At 41.8% G+C, this 18966-nt stretch carries 15 protein-coding genes; 7 read left to right on the top strand and 8 right to left on the bottom strand.

Features of this window, described 5'->3' with window-relative positions; translation table 11 throughout:
• The first annotated feature begins 7 nt into the window (after positions 1-7).
• Genes DF182_RS26640 through DF182_RS26625 form a run of 4 tightly spaced genes read left to right on the top strand, consistent with a single transcriptional unit; the run spans position 8 to position 6097 of the window.
• Positions 8-817, top strand: a complete 810-nt coding sequence (locus tag DF182_RS26640; RefSeq protein ID WP_113618799.1) for a DUF3050 domain-containing protein — start codon at positions 8-10, stop codon at positions 815-817.
• A gap of 25 nt (positions 818-842) precedes the next feature.
• Positions 843-1400 (top strand): DUF6580 family putative transport protein, encoded by a 558-nt coding sequence (locus DF182_RS26635; protein WP_113618798.1) that lies wholly within the window; start codon positions 843-845, stop codon positions 1398-1400.
• 54 nt (positions 1401-1454) lie between these two features.
• Positions 1455-3872, top strand: a complete 2418-nt coding sequence (locus DF182_RS26630; protein WP_113618797.1) for an outer membrane beta-barrel family protein — start codon at positions 1455-1457, stop codon at positions 3870-3872.
• On the top strand, positions 3872-6097 hold the full coding sequence (locus DF182_RS26625) for a peptidase domain-containing ABC transporter (protein WP_113618796.1): 2226 nt from the start codon (positions 3872-3874) through the stop codon (positions 6095-6097). The genes DF182_RS26630 and DF182_RS26625 overlap by 1 nt, the downstream gene beginning before the upstream one ends.
• Positions 6098-6141: 44 nt before the next feature.
• On the opposite strand, the gene DF182_RS26620 is transcribed toward DF182_RS26625, so the two are convergent.
• Complete coding sequence (locus DF182_RS26620) at positions 6142-6861, bottom strand: LytR/AlgR family response regulator transcription factor (protein WP_113618795.1); 720 nt, start codon at positions 6859-6861, stop codon at positions 6142-6144.
• 11 nt (positions 6862-6872) lie between these two features.
• Positions 6873-7913, bottom strand: coding sequence for a sensor histidine kinase (locus tag DF182_RS26615; protein WP_161964276.1), 1041 nt, complete (start codon positions 7911-7913; stop codon positions 6873-6875).
• A gap of 298 nt (positions 7914-8211) precedes the next feature.
• Between DF182_RS26615 and DF182_RS26610 the strand changes: the two genes are divergently transcribed.
• Positions 8212-9132, top strand: a complete 921-nt coding sequence (locus DF182_RS26610; protein ID WP_113618793.1) for a hypothetical protein — start codon at positions 8212-8214, stop codon at positions 9130-9132.
• A 119-nt stretch (positions 9133-9251) separates the two neighbouring features.
• Here the strand turns inward: DF182_RS26610 and DF182_RS26605 are convergent, their stop codons facing one another.
• A complete protein-coding gene (locus DF182_RS26605) occupies positions 9252-9821 on the bottom strand; it encodes an NUDIX hydrolase (RefSeq protein WP_147243560.1) in 570 nt (189 codons plus the stop codon).
• Between the two features lie 287 nt (positions 9822-10108).
• Positions 10109-10480 carry an immunity 22 family protein gene (locus DF182_RS26600; protein WP_113618791.1) on the bottom strand — a complete coding sequence of 124 codons (372 nt, stop codon included), beginning with the start codon at positions 10478-10480 and terminating at the stop codon, positions 10109-10111.
• Positions 10481-11270: 790 nt separating this feature from the next.
• Between DF182_RS26600 and DF182_RS26595 the strand changes: the two genes are divergently transcribed.
• Both DF182_RS26595 and DF182_RS32785 read left to right on the top strand, forming a co-directional pair.
• On the top strand, positions 11271-12080 hold the full coding sequence (locus DF182_RS26595) for a hypothetical protein (RefSeq protein ID WP_113618790.1): 810 nt from the start codon (positions 11271-11273) through the stop codon (positions 12078-12080).
• Between the two features lie 734 nt (positions 12081-12814).
• Positions 12815-12946 carry a hypothetical protein gene (locus DF182_RS32785; protein ID WP_262511111.1) on the top strand — a complete coding sequence of 44 codons (132 nt, stop codon included), beginning with the start codon at positions 12815-12817 and terminating at the stop codon, positions 12944-12946.
• Between the two features lie 255 nt (positions 12947-13201).
• On the opposite strand, the gene DF182_RS32815 is transcribed toward DF182_RS32785, so the two are convergent.
• The 4 genes from DF182_RS32815 to DF182_RS26570 form a co-directional block, all read right to left on the bottom strand.
• Positions 13202-13645, bottom strand: coding sequence for a thrombospondin type 3 repeat-containing protein (locus DF182_RS32815; protein WP_113618789.1), 444 nt, complete (start codon positions 13643-13645; stop codon positions 13202-13204).
• A 573-nt stretch (positions 13646-14218) separates the two neighbouring features.
• Complete coding sequence (locus tag DF182_RS26585; RefSeq protein WP_113618788.1) at positions 14219-15877, bottom strand: S8 family serine peptidase; 1659 nt, start codon at positions 15875-15877, stop codon at positions 14219-14221.
• Between the two features lie 1079 nt (positions 15878-16956).
• Positions 16957-17385, bottom strand: coding sequence for a hypothetical protein (locus tag DF182_RS26575; RefSeq protein WP_113618786.1), 429 nt, complete (start codon positions 17383-17385; stop codon positions 16957-16959).
• Between the two features lie 30 nt (positions 17386-17415).
• Positions 17416-18597, bottom strand: coding sequence for a hypothetical protein (locus tag DF182_RS26570; protein ID WP_113618785.1), 1182 nt, complete (start codon positions 18595-18597; stop codon positions 17416-17418).
• Positions 18598-18966 lie beyond the last annotated feature (369 nt).

The raw sequence follows: 18966 nt of genomic DNA, 5'->3' as shown, positions 1-18966 counted from the left end.
CCAAAAAATGGAAAACAAATTCTTAGATACCTTATCTGCCAACATCGACGTCTATAAAAGACAGATCGTCAACCACGATGTATACAAACATATCAGGGATATTAACTGTATCAGGCTGTTTATGGAAAGTCACGTTTTTGCCGTTTGGGATTTTATGTCATTATTGAAAGCCCTCCAACGCAACCTTACCTGCGTAACAGTTCCTTGGATGGTAACCGGTGATGCCAACACCCGCTACTTAATCAACGAAATCGTGACTGGTGAAGAATCCGATATTGACATGCATGGCAAGCGGGCAAGCCACTTTGAGCTATACCTCGATGCTATGCAGCAAAGCAACGCAGACACCACCCCTGTACTACAGTTTCTGGATATACTGAAAACCACCGGAGATCTCGAAACAGCTTTCAGCAGGAGTAATGCACCAGCTGGAGCCAGAGACTTTGTCAGAAATACCTTTGCTACCATCAACACCAACAAACCACACATCCAGGCAGCTGTGTTCACCTTTGGCCGGGAAGACCTCATCCCTGACATGTTCCTCTCAATCGTGAATGACATCAGTAACGATTACAATACCCATGGCATCTCTGTTTTCAGATATTATCTGGAACGTCATATTGAAGTAGATGGTGGCCATCACTCCCATCTTGCAGTGGAAATGACCAGCTCCCTCTGTGGCAATGACCCCCAGAAATGGCAGGAAGCAGAGGAGGCCGTCATTAAATCGCTTCAAAGCAGGATACAACTCTGGAATGATGTCGCAGAACAAATCAAACAGTTGCAACCCGCATCCTTCAATAGTATTAACCAATAAGCCGCCATCACCGAAATAAAATGTTATGAAAAAAGGAAATTATTCCATCCTGATCATCATCAGCATAATTGCTATGCTATATAGAATTATTCCCTACCGGCTCCCCGGATTTGCTCCACAGATCGCCATGTTCCTGTTTCTTCCTGTAGTATTCCGGAACAAATTTCTCGCATATGGGGTGGCTGCTTTTTCTTTAATTGCTTCAGACCTCTTGTATCATGGGTTATATTATGCAGGATTGTCGGCAATTCCGGGCATTTATGAAGGACAGCTGCTGAACTACCTCCTGCTGGTACTCACTCCAGTACTAACCTCCACCCTGCTACAAGGAACAAAGCGCTTTTTTCCGACAGCTATAGCCGGATCAGTTATTTATTTCCTGCTGTCCAACTCCATGGTATGGATAATGTACCAGGGGCTACACCCGGAAAGAACCTTGACTGCATATACACTTACCCTTTATGAAGGACTACCTTTTTTCCTGAACAGCGTATTGGCCAACCTATTCTTCGGTGCCCTTATCTGTTCTTCCTCCATAATTGTCCAGGAAAAATCACAAATTTATAGTAGCTCCCATAGCTGAATGCTGTTTTCCACGTGTCGTGCATGAAAACAGGAAGGATCAACTCTTTCCATTATGAAAAAAACGCTGTTAATATTAGTAATCATCCTTTGTTCGCTGACCTCCTATAACCAGAACATAGTCAGATTGACTATCATTGGAAAAGTGAAGGAAGCATCCAACTTAAAAAGTCCGCCAGGCAATATTAATATTTTTGCGATCAGTACCAGAGATTCCACAGTCCGTCAGTTTGGGCTGACGGACTCTCTCGGCGGCTTTTCCTTAACAGTAAGCCAAACAGGCTCCTATTTTATCATTGCCGAATCAACAGACAGTTATGCCAGGTTTCCGGATATGGTCACGGTGGATCACAACGGCCAGCTGGATATTGGCACCCTGACACTCTCTCCCAAAACCAAAGAACTGGCAACCATCACCATTATTGGCGACAAGCCTGTGCTGGAAAGAAAGATAGACCGCCTGATCTTTAACCCACAGGCCAATATCTCCACCAAAAACCTTTCCGCACAGGAAATTCTCAACAGGCTTCCTTTTACAACGCTGAACCCAGAAGGGGAAATCAGTATTCGGGGAGTAGCAGGAGCACAACTATACATCAATGATAAACCGTTTAAACTTACAGGCGGAGAGCTGATGAATTATCTTCAAACGATTCCTGTATCCAGCATTCAGCATATTGAGATTATCACCACCCCGCCTGCCAGGTATGATGCCGAAGGAACAGCTGGCATCATCAATATCAAGTTAAAAAAAGATGAATCCATCGGCACTTTTTATAATGTAAAAATAGCCTATGACCAGACCCGATTACCTAAGTTCAACATCTCCGGAGATATGAACATCCGATCGAAATCTTCCTTTCTCTATATAAGTCTGAATACTAAAACCGGTAAATACTACCGAAAAGAAGAACTGGAGAATTATTACAATGTGAAAAACAAGATCATTTTCTGGGACCAGGAAATGATCCGGAACCGCACCACCAGCAACAACGCTTTTAAAGTTGTATATGACTATAATTTCAGCAAAAAGGTAATGGCTGGCATAACAGTCAATGGAACCCTTGTGACAGATGATATGATGCTAAAAAGTACCTCACTGGTTTCCAGACCTTCATCCCACATCGATTCCATCCTGTATACAGACAATGGGGTTTACTCCAAAAATCAGACATATAACATCAACCTATATACGAAAATACTGACCGGCAAAAAGTCGAATGAACTGACTTTTGATGTTGACTACACCACATTTCATGAAACACAGGATACAAAAACAGTTACGACCTATTTTGATGGATATGAAAAAGTATATAATAACAAGCAAGACTTTTTGAGCTTCACGCCACGCAACATTAATATCGGATCATTTAAAGCAGATTATCTGCTCAGGTTATCGCCCTCTTCCAGCCTTAGCTTCGGCAGCAAGTTCAGTACTATCCGCACTAACAATGATGTACTTTTCCTTAATTACGATGATACCAAATTGGATTATATTCCCGACACCAGGAGAAGCAATCATTTCAAATATACAGAAGACAACAGTGCCCTTTATCTCAATTACCAGCGAACATTTCGATCAGGGGTTGAAGCTCAACTGGGATTAAGGGGTGAAAATATTCATTATACCAGTGATACAAGTAATACCTATTTTAAACTGTTTCCTTCCGCTGCACTGTCTCTCCCGAAAAAAAATGTTGTATACCAGGCCTCTTATAGTTATAGGATCAAACGACCCAGCTTCTACGACATGAACCCATTCAGGTTCTACATCAACCCGTTTGTATATGCAGAAGGCAACCCCTCGCTCCAGCCCTCCTTTTCACATAATATGGAGCTAAGCTTTACCTATAAAAGAATGCTTTCATTGACGCTGTTTGGTATTTTAACAGAACATCCGTTTATGCAGATCCCCCACCAGGATGATACGTATCAACAATTTATCTACAACAGATTAAATCTTGATAAAGAACATACTTACGGAATCTCCTTATACTACAGGAAATCCCTGACTCCCTTCTGGGAATTATCCACTTCCAACAGTTTGTACAATCAGGTATTACAATCCGACATTTACGGGGTTGTTCTAAATAAACACCAGATTTCTTATCAGTTACAGTTGGTCAATGCCTTCGAAATTTCCAAAAAACACAACATCAATTGTGAGCTGTTTGTAAATTATCAATCTCCCGGTTTCCGTGGGCTGTACGACCTTCAGAAAACGTACAATATTGATTTTACGCTCTCAAAGCTCTTCGCCAGCAAAATATTGCTGACATTAAACTTCCTGGATATTACGAACGGAAAAATCTCTTCAACCAAAACACTTTTTGGAAATATAAATAGTTCATTCCTTCAAAACTTTGATACAAGGACCTTCCGGGTCAGTGCCAGTTACAAATTTGGTAAAACTACCCTCAAGGGGAGAAAAGATAGAAAAGGAAGTAATGCAGATGAGTTAAACCGCCTGTAATGTTTAATATATTGAAGAATAAATTCAGGACATACAGGCAACTGGACTCCAGCGACTGTGGAATTACCTGTATAAAGATGATAGCCAGTCATTTTGGCAAAAACTACCCATTATCTTATTTTCAGCAATATGTTTATAAGAATAAACTGGGTGTAAACTTCAATGCACTAAAGCAGAGTGCCGCGCACATCGGCTTATCTGCAAAAGCTGTCAGAATAAGCACTGATGACCTATTCCGGTCGGTTCCTTTACCTTGCATTCTGCATTGGAACCAGAACCACTTTGTGGTCCTGCCCCCGCAGGACCTGACAGTGCCGGCAAAAGGCATCACCATTGCAGACCCCGCGCGGGGCCTGATCAAAATTGACTATGAAAAATTCCTGGCCAACTGGATACAAAATGCTTCGGGGTCTGGGTATGCGATGATCTTTCAGCCGACAGAAACTTTTCATACTACCTCTCCTGTAGCTGAAAACAACAAATCATTGATAGAGCTGTTTAGGTATGTCAGCAATGAGAAGAAAAGAATATGGACTATCATGTTGTGCATCCTACTGGAAGCATCCGTTGCACTCAGCTTCCCTTTCCTAACAAGAAAACTTTTTGATGCAGGGGTTATTCCGAAAAATACGGCAGTGATCAATCTCGTGATCCTATCTCAGCTGGGCATCTTTATGGTCAGTCTTACCGCCCGTATCCTGAGAGGATGGCAACTGCTCTTCCTGAACACCAGAATTATACAGCGGCTGTTATCAGATTATCTTACAAGACTGATGAAACTACCGGTGTCCTTTTTCGACTCCCGTAAAATCGGGGATATCACACAAAGAATTGCAGATCATGACAAGATAGAAGCTTTTCTTACCTCCGGTTATTTCACAACGATGCTGTCAATTGTGTCGTTGCTCATTTACACCATTGTACTGGGACTCTTCAACCTTAAGATCCTCGGGATCTTTATGTTGGGTTCTTTCATAGCAATTATCTGGATCGTTTCTTTTTTAAAGAATAGAAAAAGATTGGATTACCAGCGTTTCGAAATGCTGAGTGAAAGTCAGACTTCCCTTGTTGAGTCTATCAATGGGATTTATGATGTGAAAGTGTTTGACAGCAATGTATTTCGGGTCAACTCCTGGAACAGACTACAGGTAGAATTATACAAAATAAATGTGAAAATTCTGAAAATTTCACAGTTCCAGCTGATGGGAAGCATTTTTTTTTCACAGACGAAAAACATTCTCATATCACTGCTCGCAGCCTATGCGGTGGTAAACGGGGAGCTGAGCATTGGCGGATTGATGAGTATCACATTTATTATTGCCCAGATGAACTCGCCCATCGAAAATTTATTGGATTTTCTGTTGTCTTCCCAAGAGGCAAAAATCAGCCTGGAAAGGCTTACTGACTCCCGGAAATTCAACACTGAAACAGAGGAATATGATAACAAGGTACTCTCCGCCCCCAATCTGAAAGAACATCTAAAAGGCAGCATTCAATTTTCAGATGTCTATTTTTCCTATACCGGGAATGCGTCCGGGTTTGCCCTATCGGGTATCTCCCTGGACATTGCTCCCGGGAGTCTCACAGCCATAGTAGGAGCCAGCGGCAGTGGTAAATCAACCCTGCTGAAGCTGCTGCTCAGGTTTTACAATCCGGGCAAAGGTGCGATCACTATCAACGATGCAAACCTATCTTCTTTTGATCCTGTGCAATGGCGTACCGCCTGCGGAGTAGTATTACAGGAAGGGTTCATTTTTTCCGACACCGTAGCCAGAAATATCACCATGTCTGATGAATCAGCCAATGAAGCCCAGCTAGCCCTGGCATTGAGACTATCTCTTTCTGAAGAATTCGTGGACCAATTGCCACTAAAACAACATACCAAAATTGGAGGTTCAGGGATAGCGCTAAGCAGTGGGCAAAAACAAAGAATACTGATCGCAAGAGCTATCTATAAAAATCCAGATTTTATCTTCTTTGATGAAGCCACCAGCGCCCTTGACTCCACGAATGAAAAACTGCTGATGCGGAATATCCTGGACTACTTCAAAGGTAAAACCATGATCATCATCGCTCACCGTTTAAGCACCGTCAGAGAGGCAGACCAGATCTATGTACTAAAGCACGGAACCGTAGTAGAAACCGGCAATCATGAAACCCTGATAGCCAATAAAGGCAGGTATTTTGAACTGGTAAAGAATCAGCTGGAACTGGATATATCATGACCGTACGGGCAGAGTTGTTTTTTGCAATCCTAAAATCCAACTCTCTATTTGCTCAACAACCGTTTATTAACCACCTGCATCAGTAATTCGCGCTGGCTACGGCTCACCGGTAGCGTATGTCCGCCAACCTGCACCATATTACTATCGAGTTTGCTTACCTGGTGAAGGTTGACAATATAGGATTTATGTATTCTCAGGAAACTATCTGCTGGCAGTTGTTGTTCCACATTTTTAAAGGTCAGGTATGCGACGATTTTAGTATGGATGGTTTGAATGAGCACATAGTTCTGCATACTTTCCACGAAAAGAATGTCGGACAGCATCACTTTTTCGTATACCTGTTTGTGTTTTACAAAGATGTAATCCAACACAGGGGGATTAAGCGCGGCTGCCGGCGGTTGCTGCAGGCAAAAATAGTCCTTTGCTTTCAGTATCGCCTGAGTGAACCGTTGCAGAGAAAGTGGCTTTAGCAGATAGTCCAGCACATTGAGCCGAAAACCATCCAGGGCATAGTCCGGGTAAGCGGTCACCAGAATCGTCATTGGCGGGTTGGATAATGTTTCCAGTAGATGCAGCCCGCTCACTTTGGGCATATTAATATCGAGAAACATCAGGTCTACCGGGGTGGTCTCCAGCGTTTCCCGTGCTGATGCCACATTATTGCAGGTTGCAATCAATGACAGGAAGTCAAATGTTTTGATATACTTTTTTATTCCTTCCCTTGCCAATGCTTCGTCATCAACGATGATACATTTAATTTCCATACAGCAGTTTTTTATTGGAGAACATTGATTTTAATTTCCAGGTAAACAACAAACAGGTCTGCTGTTTCTTCTATGGAGAGACAATGCTGGTCCGGGTAAAGGAGAGCCAGTCTTTTCTGCACATTGACCAATCCTATGCCTTTGTGGCGGGGCATCGCGTTGGGTGTATCCAAACTGGGTTCCTTGCTGTTTTTGACCACAAAAAACAGGGTATCCCCTTCCAGAAAAAGATCTATACGAATAAAGTTAGGCTGATCCGTAAACTGGGACACATGCTTGTAGGCATTCTCCACAAAAGGTGTCAGGATCAGCGGCGAAATATAACAGAGCGGCAACTGTGGTTCCCAGTTGCAGGTTACTTCCAGCTCATGGCAGCGTCGTTTATTTTCTACATTCACATAGTTCTGAAGGTAGGTAACCTCCTGCTGCAACGGTATGGCGGGTTTGGAAGCGTCATAAAGCTGATACCGCAATATATCGGAAAATTCCAGTACCATGTCTGCCGCCTGACTGGCATCTCTTTCTATCAGTACATGGATGCTGTTCATCATATTGAACATACTGTGCGGGTCCAGCTGTCCGCGCAGCAAGGTCAGTTCTGCCTCCAGGTGGGTGGTACGCAGCTGTTCGTGATCAATCAGGGTTTTTGCGTATTCCTGGTAAAAACGGATGCCACAAATGGTGCCACTGGTAAAAAGCAGTCCGATAAAGTGCCCGGGAAACATGGTTTGCAAGCCGCATAACTGCGGGTCTGCCATTACTTTTCTGGCACTGTTGCACAACGTCGGTAAACTCAAATACACGGTAATCAGACTGGTAATCAGACAGATCACAACGGCCAGCAATGCAAACAGGAACATTCTCCGATGCTTCATAAAGAATGGGAGCAGCCAGTAACAGAGTAAAATAGCGCACAATACACCCGGAAATGATTCCATCAGCCCCAACTGAAGCGCCTCCCCGTCCGGAAGCCCCTGCATACGGACCTGGAACGAGGTGAGTACCATATCCATTGCCCAGATAATGAGGATGACAGGCCAGGTTTTTGTCAAAAAGAATGGCTTAGGCATCAATCAATTTTAATGCAAAAAAATAAAAAAAAGCCAAATCAAACGCGATTCCGGCGATATACAGCCCCCTTTTTACTACAGATCATATAGCATTTTTGCACTTTAGTCATCAATTCTGGTAAGATGATCAAAATTCATATAGCCGGGTAACTATTCTCATTTTCTTTGCACCAGTAAACCGGAAACCAATAACAGCGGACAACACGCTCCCTGTTTTGTACTGTGCCATTGTCATATAACAAACCATTTGTCTTCAGTAAAAAACCTAAACAACAATTTTATGAAACATCGCAACACGGAGCGAAAAACGAATTCCTCCAGACTGTCTGTAGCCTTATTGGGCACAACCTTGTTGGCAGCATCGGCTTGCAATAAGGTATCTTTTCCTGATGGAGACGGCGGCACCGATGCCGGCAAAAAACCACCTGTTACGATACCTGCTCCCAAGCCAGGTCTGCTGACACGCATTAATACAGGCGGCACCGACGGCCTTATTCAGCTGATCAGTTACAACCAGCAACTGCAACCTGTTGTTATTACCCAATATGCCGGTAATCTGTTAACAGAAAAAGACTCCGTTATATACGACAACAACGGCAAACTGGAAAAAATGCTGAATTATTCTTCAGACATCCTGTCACCCGGCAAATTTAAGCTCTCTGGCAACACCAAATTTGAGTGGGACACCAAAGGAAATATCTCCCGAAAAACAAGCTACGAGCAGCTCACTGGTAAACTATTGAAAGATGAACAATACACCTACGACGTTAGCGGTAACCTGGCTACCATCACTACTACCACCGGCGGCGGTACCAATCTGAAGTTCATCGCTACCTATGCCTACGAACAAAAAAATATTCATCAGGAAACCGTTACCGACGGTTCCAAAGTAATTTCTCAATTGTCTGTAGCCGGTTTCGATCAGCATGCTACCTATATCACTCATCCACTGCTGCGTTATCTGCTGATGAGCGAGGTACATAAAGTATTCAGCGATCAAAATGTGCTGGAGACAAAAAAGGTGCAGTATGTGAACCTCAATGGCAAACAGGATTCTGTTGTTACGGTACAAAAAAATACCTATGAGTATAATACCGGTAACCGCCCGGTAAATGTAGCTTTCACGAGCACCATTTACGGCACCGGCAATCAACAACCGGTTAACAGCAATGGAAATATCACCTATGAGTATAGCAAATAAGCTCACTTTAAAATAAAGCGGGGCATCCGGGTTGTCCGGATGCCCCGCTTTGGTTAAGATGAACGTAGATATGCCAAAAGCGTTTTTTTTGCTCACTCCTGACTATGACTAGATAAGTTTTATTTGCTCATGCCAATCGGGTAAAAAGGCTCGGTCATTTTACAGGTGGTACTGGTTTTCGGTACCAGGAAAGAGCCGCCCCAGATAGTCTCCGGGTGATTCAATATCTGCATGGTGGTAGTCTTGATCGCATCTACGGCCTGCGTTTCCGGTAATGACATTAGCTTTTCTGCTTCTTTCCGTGATACCCATTTTGCTTCTGCTATATCTTCCGGCAATTTCAGCTTGCCGGCGGAGATATGCGCAGCATAATGCGTACGAACGGAAACAACAGGTTTGAAGTCGAACAGGAATGTCACCATGGCACGCAGTTGCGGAGCAGCAATTTCATAGCCGAATTCCCTGGCCAGACTGTCCAATGCTCCTTTGATGCTTTGGTTTTCATTGTAGCGTAAAGAAGGGGTGAGCCAGCCGGTTTTGTATTTAGCGAGTAAAATTTCGTTCTGCTGGTTGATCATCAGCAGACGCAGAATGGTATAGTTATCCGCTTTAGCAGCCTTGTCAGGTATTGATTGGGCCATTAACATAGCTGGTAATAGGAACAAAACAACAAAAAATAGTGTCTTCATAAGGCAAATTTTTAGCGTGATACTGGGGCTTTATTCATGCCGGGTTTTAATTTTTTCAAGATAGTGTCTGTCATAGATAAATGGGTTTACTGGGTATTAAAATGAATAATTCATTAAAACTAAAGCATAGGCTTAACGCTCAACTAAAAAACAAAACCCCGCGGAGGTACGCCCTCTATTTTGAAAAGCAGCTATATTTAGCCTACTAAACCATATTTTAAATTCTTTAATTACTTCTTGTACCTTCTTTTCCGCTGAAAAGTAATATATTTTCTACTTGTGCCTAATTAACTCCTATATGTGAAATTACCAATAAAATCCAAAGGGGGCTTAATTTTTGCTATTTCGATCGACCAAACATATTCAAAGTTGTACAATGCTACAATACAATTATATTTTTCAATAGGTACTGATTCAAATTTATGCACAAATGTTTCAGAGTATGATAATGACGTAATTAAATTTTGAATAGTACCAGAGGATTGGTCTAAAAAAATCACCTCTTGAAATTGATTGTCAATAAAATCAATATTAAATGACTTCCCGAAATGGGAAGTCATATCTCCATCTTCATTATATTCTTCTGCAAGAAATTTTTCAAATTCAATTTGACTATCAAACTTGCCCAACCATATAGAAACTATATTTTCCTTTTCCATAGCATTAATATATTCATTTATTAATTAAAGGTCGTTCGGTAAAGCAAATACGGATTTTTTTACCAGCTTCTGTACTAAACTGAGGCTTATCTTATCGACCTTTTCTTTGAATTTTCCATTGTGAAAGTCTGTGCATTTATTCATGGTGCAACAGTTGCTCCGTGCTTCTTTAATAGGTTGTAATGTCGAAGCAACTCATTTTCGACGTGACGTTCTTATGAACTGATTGTGTCGCAAGTCGCCTGAAGAATGTTCCTTTCAGAAATAAAAAAATGATACAACAGAAATAATAGCATCCATTACTGCAAAACTTATGTTGTGAGGATTCTATCAGCCATATACACTATTTTAAATCTAAATACCAACGCTTGTATTAATAAATAGAACCCTCTGCAAAGTTAATGCAGTGAATAATTTAAAGGATTTAAAAAATTATTTATTCATTCAAAAAAGTTATCTTCATAAAGGATATTAGTTCATTAACCATCAAACTCATTGTAGCCGTAAGGATAACCCAACCCCATTGATCGGATTTACTATTAATGATTTTTTACGTTAAAAACAAGTCTCGTTTCACATGCAACCCAACAATTCTTCTATCCTATCAGCCGTTAACCATCAGCCATCTGCAAGAATTTTACAGGCCTGAGAGGCTAATCATGAAAATTACTGTAAGTATTTTCTCTTATGACCCTGTTATTAATGATATGCTGTAGAAATCAATACAGGACGACATTGGGTCCTGAGATGCACTCAAAATCTGTATCATTATAATTAAACCAAAATCAAAATGAAAAAATTACTCTTTGCCTGCGCACTGGCGCTGGCCACGCTATCCTCATGCCAGAAGAAAGCAGCAGAACAGGATGTAGCCTCCAAAATTGTTTCTGCTTCGCAACAGCGTGTTGCTGCTGTTATAGATGACGCTGCCAATCCTGCCAATCCCTATGACAAAATCGGTTACATCCACAACCAAAGCCTGCTCGCAACAAAGGATATATCATGGAACAGTAAAGATCAAACCTTTCCGCGTTTGTACGTTGCCTATGTAAGCTTTGCGAACAGGAACTATCCTGGTACTGTTATTCCTGATCAGCAGAGTGCCAACATTACTTCGGATGAACTAAAAGCAGATGCTGCAAATAATTTGATCAACACGATTGCACAAGCAAAGTTGTCCGTTGAAGGAAAAGCTTACATGACGAAGCTGGTGGCTACTGTTAACCAGCATGACACCACCGATACCTGGGATACTTACAAACAGCGTATTGTAACCTTTGAGAAAGATGTGTTGTCAGATCCCCGTCTGCCAAAGGTGGATGCACAGTATGTCCTGGAAGCGGCATCTGTAGGCCGTTACTCCGTATTATTCTGGACCAATCAATATTATGATGGCAATCCAGCTGGCAGCAACCCTAACGAAGCACGCTTCATGGTCGCCGTGAACAACCCCGCAGCAAGAGGCTTTTGGGGCTGGTTAAAGGCCAACTGGCAACCACTCGTGAGAGTAGCACTTGCTGATCTCGGTGGTGCTTCAGGTGGCTGGATCGGTGCAGGCATAGCTAGTGGCGGATCTGCACTGGGACAAACCTGGAACTAAGGTCGCATACGATCATCTGTTCAGGTCGGAGGCGGGCCAAAAAATATATTTTTCCCGCAAAGTAAAAAAGCCCCCCGCAGTTAAGATCGTTTTGCTCAATAGCTTCAGATACCGTCGCAAAGTATGATTCCTATTGTTTCTTTCGTTTTTTATTGGGTCATAAGAAGCCTCATAATAGCGTAACATATCTCAGCAACTGCAAAACCTGCATACAGGTTTTGCAGTTTTTTTATATCAGATCAGGATTTTCCTGCCAACAAAATATCGGTCCGCGCCGCTGTTGTGAACCTTATGGTGCTTAACCTGTACAAAGTATGGGAAAGAAATCGGGGTTATACAAAAGGAACTCAACTAAAAAACAAAACCCCGCGACTAGCGCGAGGTTTGTAAAACTTCTGTGATCCCGCGGGGACTCGAATTATTATGCACTTTTTTATAAACATCAACTAGTTACAAATTCCCAAATAAAACTAGCCCCCGAATCAGACCCCGATTATTTGAAGTGATTTGATAAGCGTTGAATTGCTTTGAGAAGATAAGATCTTAAACAGAAATTATCAAACGAATCAATAAATAGTCAAAAATCAAGTTTGTTATTTACTACCCCACTATTCAGTTTCAATGAATAAATGATAAATATGGCGAAATAATAAATATCTCCCTACCAGGGTTTACCTATCCATTACCCGACTATCATCTGCATCAAATTACACTTATAAAAACCACAGGTGCATATGAGAGTACATCCAACGCAACCCCATCCTCTGCAACGACAACCAGTACATTCCAACCAGATCCTCACACTGGCCGATGCCATCTGTTATGAAGAAAAAAGCTCCTACCCGACGGATACAGAAAGATTGTAGCTATGAAATGCCCCAATCAGTTGAATGGCGACGTCGCCGGTGCTAAATGAAAAAGTTGGAGAGAGCGCATTGTCCGCTCTTATGGCCACGGACAACTGCGGACTCATCTGACATACCAATCAGTGGAACCTCTATAAAATCTCCCGATATTTTTCTATTACTTCATCCATAATAATTTATTTACTTTGAATATTCCTCATTAAAATATTCCACCAGGCGGTTAATTGTCCATGATCCTTTCTTGATAAAGGTATTTTATTTTAGTGGAGGAATGGGGCAACCATCAGCATCTACGATAACATTTCTTGGTGTATCAGGACATTTATCCCTATCGTCAGTTACACCATCGCCATCAGAGTCAATAGTGGAAATATTTAGTGGAGGAATGGGGCAACCATCAGCATCTACGATAATATTTCTTGGTGTATCAGGACATTTATCCCTATCATCAGTAACTCCATCACCGTCAGAGTCAATAGCCAAAATGTTTTCTAAAAGAATAGGGCAACCGTGAGAATCTACGATGGTACCTATTGGTGTATAAGGACAATCATCTTTATCATCCGGTATACCATCATTATCAGAGTCAATAATCGAAATATTGCTATTTTTTACATTAGCGGAACTTTTCGAGTGAAGAAAGCCTAATGAAATTGTCAATGTTACCATTACAGGTAGCACGGTGAGTTTTGTTTTCATATTCAAATTGGATAGTTTAGTCAAAAATAATTGACACTTCTGCAACTATTTTGCATTCGTTTAGTATGTAGTAATCGATATGGCTGGATTTTGAAATTGAAATATTATTTTCTACATGGGCAGATAAGAGGCCTTCTGTTTTGTTAAATGTTGATTGTGTACGATGTTGGCAAACAAGTTCAAAAGCCACCCAAAAGCAGGGATCAATGTTTTGTAAGTTCAAATATCATTAACTGATTTATACCAATACAAAAATAACTATCTGGCATTCTCTATAACTTATAGCGCTGTAATTCCGATTCAAATGCTTTCAAGAGTTTATTATAGGCATACTGATAATTATCAAATGCATTAACGTTAAGAACTTTACTCAATAAAAGGTTTTTAATCTTTTGAAATCTCTCAGAACAAGGTGAATGTGATACATGTACCAAGTATTTATACCTCACTTGCTTTATATAAGCAAGAAAGAAATTGAAAACAGGTTTATTCAATCATAGGAAAATAGGATGTATATACAGAGATGACAGGTGCTGAGATCTCTGTACATACATCCTATTCCTATGCTTGTTGTTATGGATACTTTTTATGTACCAGTGCATCAGCAAGTTCCATAGCCTTTTTCATATCTGCTACCCCGAAGCCAAATGGCAGTTCGGGCTTATCCGCGCGATCGCCTGATTGGCGGATGACAGCAATGATTTCCTTGTTGGTCAGTTGTGGGTAGGCTTGCCACAGGCAGGCGGCGAGGCCGCAGATGATAGGGCTGGCATAGGAGGTGCCACTACGGTCTTCTGCATTGCCTTGTGCATTGATTACGCCTGCTCCGGCGCCCATCGCCATTACATCCGGCTTAAATCTGCCATCGGCGGTCACGCCCCAGGAGGTGTGCTGGGCCAGAGTTTTGTTGGATTCAACAGAACCGATAGTCAATACGTCCGGAGAATCTGCGGGTGTACCAACCCAGGTGCGATCATTGCCAGCGCAGTTAACGATGAGGATACCTTTCCTGGCGGCTAGATTGGCGCCACGGGTAGCAAATGCTGTTTTGCCATCCATGTCTTCCTGCTTATAGCTGTCTGCAGGCCGATAGTAGCCGGTAGCATAGGTTAAGGAGGAGTTGATGATGTCTACACCTACGCTATCTGCAAATTCGGCAGCGGCTACCCAATAGTCTTCTTCAATGGGGTGTTCGCTGCTTTGGTCTTCTGTTCTGAGGAACCAGTAGTTGGCTTCTGGTGCGGAGCCTACGTACTTACCAGGAATATTCACTGCCATGCAGGAACTAACCCAAACACCGTGATCATCAGTAGCATATGGGTTGTCGTCTTCATAGATGAAGGATCTGGCTCCTTTGATATTTACACGGCTGAATGCTGCATTGGCTTTCAGATTTACAAAGCCGGCATCTATGACTGCAATGTCTATATTGGCACCTTTAAACCCAGCCTGGTGCAATGCCTGCCCGTTGCTGATGTGGATATTGTTTGATGCCGCGCCATAGTCAAATGAAGTCTGACTGCTGTGATTGAACACGCTTTGCGGAGCATCTGTATACTGACGGGAAGGAGTTTGCCTTCTTCCCTCCCATACTATCACCACATCTTGTACAAATGGCAGCGCCTTAAACTTGTCCACCAGCAAAACGTCGGAAGTGGCTATGCTTACTGTATTGAGCCATTTACTTTTGGACACGATTTTTCCACCTGCTTCTTCAATCGCTTTCAGGTAGGCAGTGGAAATAGGAAGATCCGTGGCGTCAATGGCAATGTTACGTTTTTTGCGGCGTTCAATCGCTTTGGTGGAGAGGTAGGCAGATGGATCTGCCAGCGTATAGCCGGAGCTGCCTTTATCTTTCAGGATCAGCCGAAACTTATAGTCGTTGACATCTGTTACGATTATCTTGCATCGGGCAGTACCTTTGTTATGCACAAGTGTGGCCACAATGTACGTTTCGCCGGCAGCTTCGGCCCATACGGTGCCGTCTGGCTTTACACTGGCTATACGTGGGTTTTCGGAAGTCCAGGTGACTTCCTGTGGTTCGCCGGACTGGGCGTTTTTGATTTCTGCAAGTAGACGTATACCCATCGATTGTTCCTTACGGAGCGTAAATTCCGATTGGTTTAGGGTGATGGATATAGGTGGTGATATGGGTGTTTCAGACTTCTTACAGTTAACCAACAGGCAACTGATAATAAACATGGTAACATACACGGCAAGGGATCTTATCATGATCTACAGTATTTACGGGTTAGGTTGCGGGAGCAGTAGCCATTTTTATGCCAGAATTCGGTCGTATGGGGGAATACCTGGACTTGTGCACGCATGAATTTGTTGTAACGGTAAGGAATATACGTTTTTACTTCAGGAGGCAGTGCACACTTGTAGCAAATCAGGATTTTGCCAAAACTACATTTGACTTCTCCCATTTGGACAAGTCTAAATTAAAAGAACTCGAAAGTTGTCAAACGAATACCCTTGATTGGTTAAAGAATGCCGGTTTAGACGACGAACTAGTTACTACCCTGGTCAAGCATGTAACGATGTCAGTACTTTCAGATCTCGTTAACTTCTTATATGAGTCAATTAGTAATGCTCAGAAAGGTAAGATGTCAGTTGCTTATGCCCTATTAAGAAAACCTCTTACAGACGAACTTTTAATATTTCTGATTGAATCTCTGCAAAAAAAACGGGCTGCCCCAAAGCTTCTTTCGCTTTAAGGTCAGCCCACATTTGTTTTTGTTGTGGCAACGCCTGCGTTAGCAGGCCTGCAGCACGCAGTTATGACCATCCAGGATAGTCACAAAACTCTGTTGCACCTTAAACCGCCGGCAACACGGGACTTCTGGCTGTCGCTCCGGCAATCTCGCTATTGCGGTGGCATCCATCTCTAAAATGCCGGGAGGTCAAAATGCTGCGTAGAATCTGCGGCTTTAATTGAGTAAAAAAGAGCGTAAATGAATAAAGCCTGCGCTGGTCGCAGGCTTTGAAATTTCTAGTGATCCGACTGAGATTACAGAAGTCAGGAAAAGCCTTCCCGGGGAATTCATTTTCCGGCTAAATTTTCCATGAACACTCTTTTCGCATTAATGGCCCTCACTATAGCAAAACAGGTTCAAAAAAATATAACGCACCGGTCTCCTTCTCCTCCTTTGAATACCTTCTGCATAATTTTTTTGTTATCCACATTTTTTCATCCAAAATTCTTATTTTAAAAAACTACTGAACTAGTAACTTAGAATATCTATCAGGTTTTTAGGACCCACCGGTTTTTTTGATAAAAAACACCTGATTAGATACTTATTTTTAGCCTATTTATCATGATTCCATGCCTCTGGTTTCTCATTCTTAGGTTTAGGAGGAGGAGTCACTACTGTATCGGAAACAGGAGTATCATTCTTAACCTTATCAGAAGTCTCTCTGGCTTTACCCATCACTCCTGCACCAGGATCAACTACCGTCGAAGGATTAGCCATCGATGTTTCTACGCTGTTACTACATTGGTTAATATCAGCCGTCACTGATTTGATGAAGTTGAATACTATATTGGATTGTGGAGAAGTTTCTCTCACGATTTTCGGATCTTGTTGAACTGGTTGTTCAGGTTTAAACGGATCGTGAGGCGCGACACTGACTGATTCATTTTCTTTTTTTGGTATGAATCCCGAAAGTTGCTCTTCTGCTGTACTTCCCCCACCAGATAAACTGCGGGCAAAATTGAAAATATCTTGAAATGCCATATTGTTGTATTTAGATAAGTTATATTAATTTTACAAATTATGAGGACGCTCTGTTCCAAATTTTTGATTAGTATCTCTATAAAGCGGCTTAGTGTCAAAAATAGCATGGATTACATCCAGAGCTGATACTGTTTCTGCCATTCCTTTTGCTCTGTATAATTTACCTGACTCTACGAGCTGCAAATAAGATATATTAACAGGAATTACTTTAGACGGAGTTAAATAATTAGTACTGGCAAGTGGCGGTCCATTCCCATCCGCAATAGGAAGAACTAAGTCGTCATAATTCAATGCAATATATCCACTAAACGTAATGGGTATTTCATAGGTAAATTGCTTCACCTGACGCCTTTGTGTTGCTGTGGTTTCAACGCGGGAGTTGGGAGAAATACTACCTGAAACATTAGAACTTGAATTCCATGATGTTGTTACTGTACCAGAAATTGTGCCCGTCAAAGAAAGCCCTAGTTCTGCATGTAACTCTCCACGACCGATAGCAGTACCTGTTCCTGTGAAACTTACCATGTTTGAATTGGTGGAAGCAATATCCGTTTTTGTAGTAACTTCCGATTTACTTTCAGCACCAGATTCATCTTCAGTACCTATATCGTCTTTATGATTATGATCATGATGGTTTTGTTTGGTAGTATTGCCGGTAAGATTTTGTAGGCTATTAGTCAAACTCTCTGTCAAAATCGTCTGTATAGTCTGTGACATTTGTCCTTGTAGTTCCCCGGCAACCAATCCGCCAAAAGTAGCACTTCCCGTAGTTGATAAAGTCCAGGAGATGGTATTTTCTATAGTAAATTCAATAGTGTCGGAAAACTGACGTACCTCAGCAGATCTATTGTCATAGGTCCTGGTAGATATTACATCCGCAACGGGTGGAATGATATTCGACCTTTCTTCAAATAAGGGGGCTCCAATTTCGAAAAATCCGATCCATCCTCTTTGTGCAGCGTTCGGATCAGGGAAATTACCAAATTTTTGATCGTTTATAGAAACTCCTACTGGCCATAACGGGATTTGTTGATTTTTACTATCCAGCACAGGTACTCCTTTTTGATCTACTTTAACCCTTTTTAATTCAGGCACTTTTTTATTCAAAAAATCCTGAATTAAGTTAGGTGTTATCCCTAACTCTTCCATGTTTTCAACTGTGATGATGCGACGTTTCGCGGCATCCACAGTGTAAGTGGTGATTTGTGGCATATTTTGAGATTATATTTGATGTTATTATGTTGCTTTCTTACAACAATAGTCCGGTGGTTTTTTAAACTAAGAATTTGGGATGAAAAGATGTGGGTAACAAAAAAGTTATACAAAATATATTCAAAGAAGGAGAAAAAGCATGAAAAAGGGGCATGATTTGGTATGAAACAAAAGAGAACCGCCTTTAATAAATCGATAGGATTTATCAGCACAAGTATGGATTAAATAATTGGAATGACCAAACCTCAGAAGACATTTATTACATGGCTTTTTGAAAAATGAGGAATGCTTCGGGCGGGTCATCATTTATTAAAGCTGTTCCGCTGTAGTGAGGGTCATTATTGCGAAAAGAATATTCGTGGGCAATTT

Source organism: Chitinophaga flava (genome assembly GCF_003308995.1).
Taxonomy (GTDB): domain Bacteria; phylum Bacteroidota; class Bacteroidia; order Chitinophagales; family Chitinophagaceae; genus Chitinophaga; species Chitinophaga flava.
The sequence above is the reverse complement of the archived record's forward strand: the minus strand, read 5'-3'. Positions and strand labels throughout refer to the sequence as shown.

Excerpts from the sequence above, each read along its gene's own strand:
- DF182_RS26640 (WP_113618799.1), top strand. The coding sequence starts at position 8 with ATGGAAAACAAATTCTTAGATACCTTATCTGCCAACATCGACGTCTAT.
- DF182_RS26635 (WP_113618798.1), top strand. The coding sequence starts at position 843 with ATGAAAAAAGGAAATTATTCCATCCTGATCATCATCAGCATAATTGCT.
- DF182_RS26630 (WP_113618797.1), top strand. The coding sequence starts at position 1,455 with ATGAAAAAAACGCTGTTAATATTAGTAATCATCCTTTGTTCGCTGACC.
- DF182_RS26625 (WP_113618796.1), top strand. The coding sequence starts at position 3,872 with ATGTTTAATATATTGAAGAATAAATTCAGGACATACAGGCAACTGGAC.
- DF182_RS26620 (WP_113618795.1), bottom strand. The coding sequence starts at position 6,861 with ATGGAAATTAAATGTATCATCGTTGATGACGAAGCATTGGCAAGGGAA.
- DF182_RS26610 (WP_113618793.1), top strand. The coding sequence starts at position 8,212 with ATGAAACATCGCAACACGGAGCGAAAAACGAATTCCTCCAGACTGTCT.
- DF182_RS26605 (WP_147243560.1), bottom strand. The coding sequence starts at position 9,821 with ATGAAGACACTATTTTTTGTTGTTTTGTTCCTATTACCAGCTATGTTA.
- DF182_RS26600 (WP_113618791.1), bottom strand. The coding sequence starts at position 10,480 with ATGGAAAAGGAAAATATAGTTTCTATATGGTTGGGCAAGTTTGATAGT.
- DF182_RS26595 (WP_113618790.1), top strand. The coding sequence starts at position 11,271 with ATGAAAAAATTACTCTTTGCCTGCGCACTGGCGCTGGCCACGCTATCC.
- DF182_RS32785 (WP_262511111.1), top strand. The coding sequence starts at position 12,815 with ATGAGAGTACATCCAACGCAACCCCATCCTCTGCAACGACAACCAGTA.
- DF182_RS32815 (WP_113618789.1), bottom strand. The coding sequence starts at position 13,645 with ATGAAAACAAAACTCACCGTGCTACCTGTAATGGTAACATTGACAATT.
- DF182_RS26585 (WP_113618788.1), bottom strand. The coding sequence starts at position 15,877 with ATGATAAGATCCCTTGCCGTGTATGTTACCATGTTTATTATCAGTTGC.
- DF182_RS26575 (WP_113618786.1), bottom strand. The coding sequence starts at position 17,385 with ATGGCATTTCAAGATATTTTCAATTTTGCCCGCAGTTTATCTGGTGGG.
- DF182_RS26570 (WP_113618785.1), bottom strand. The coding sequence starts at position 18,597 with ATGCCACAAATCACCACTTACACTGTGGATGCCGCGAAACGTCGCATC.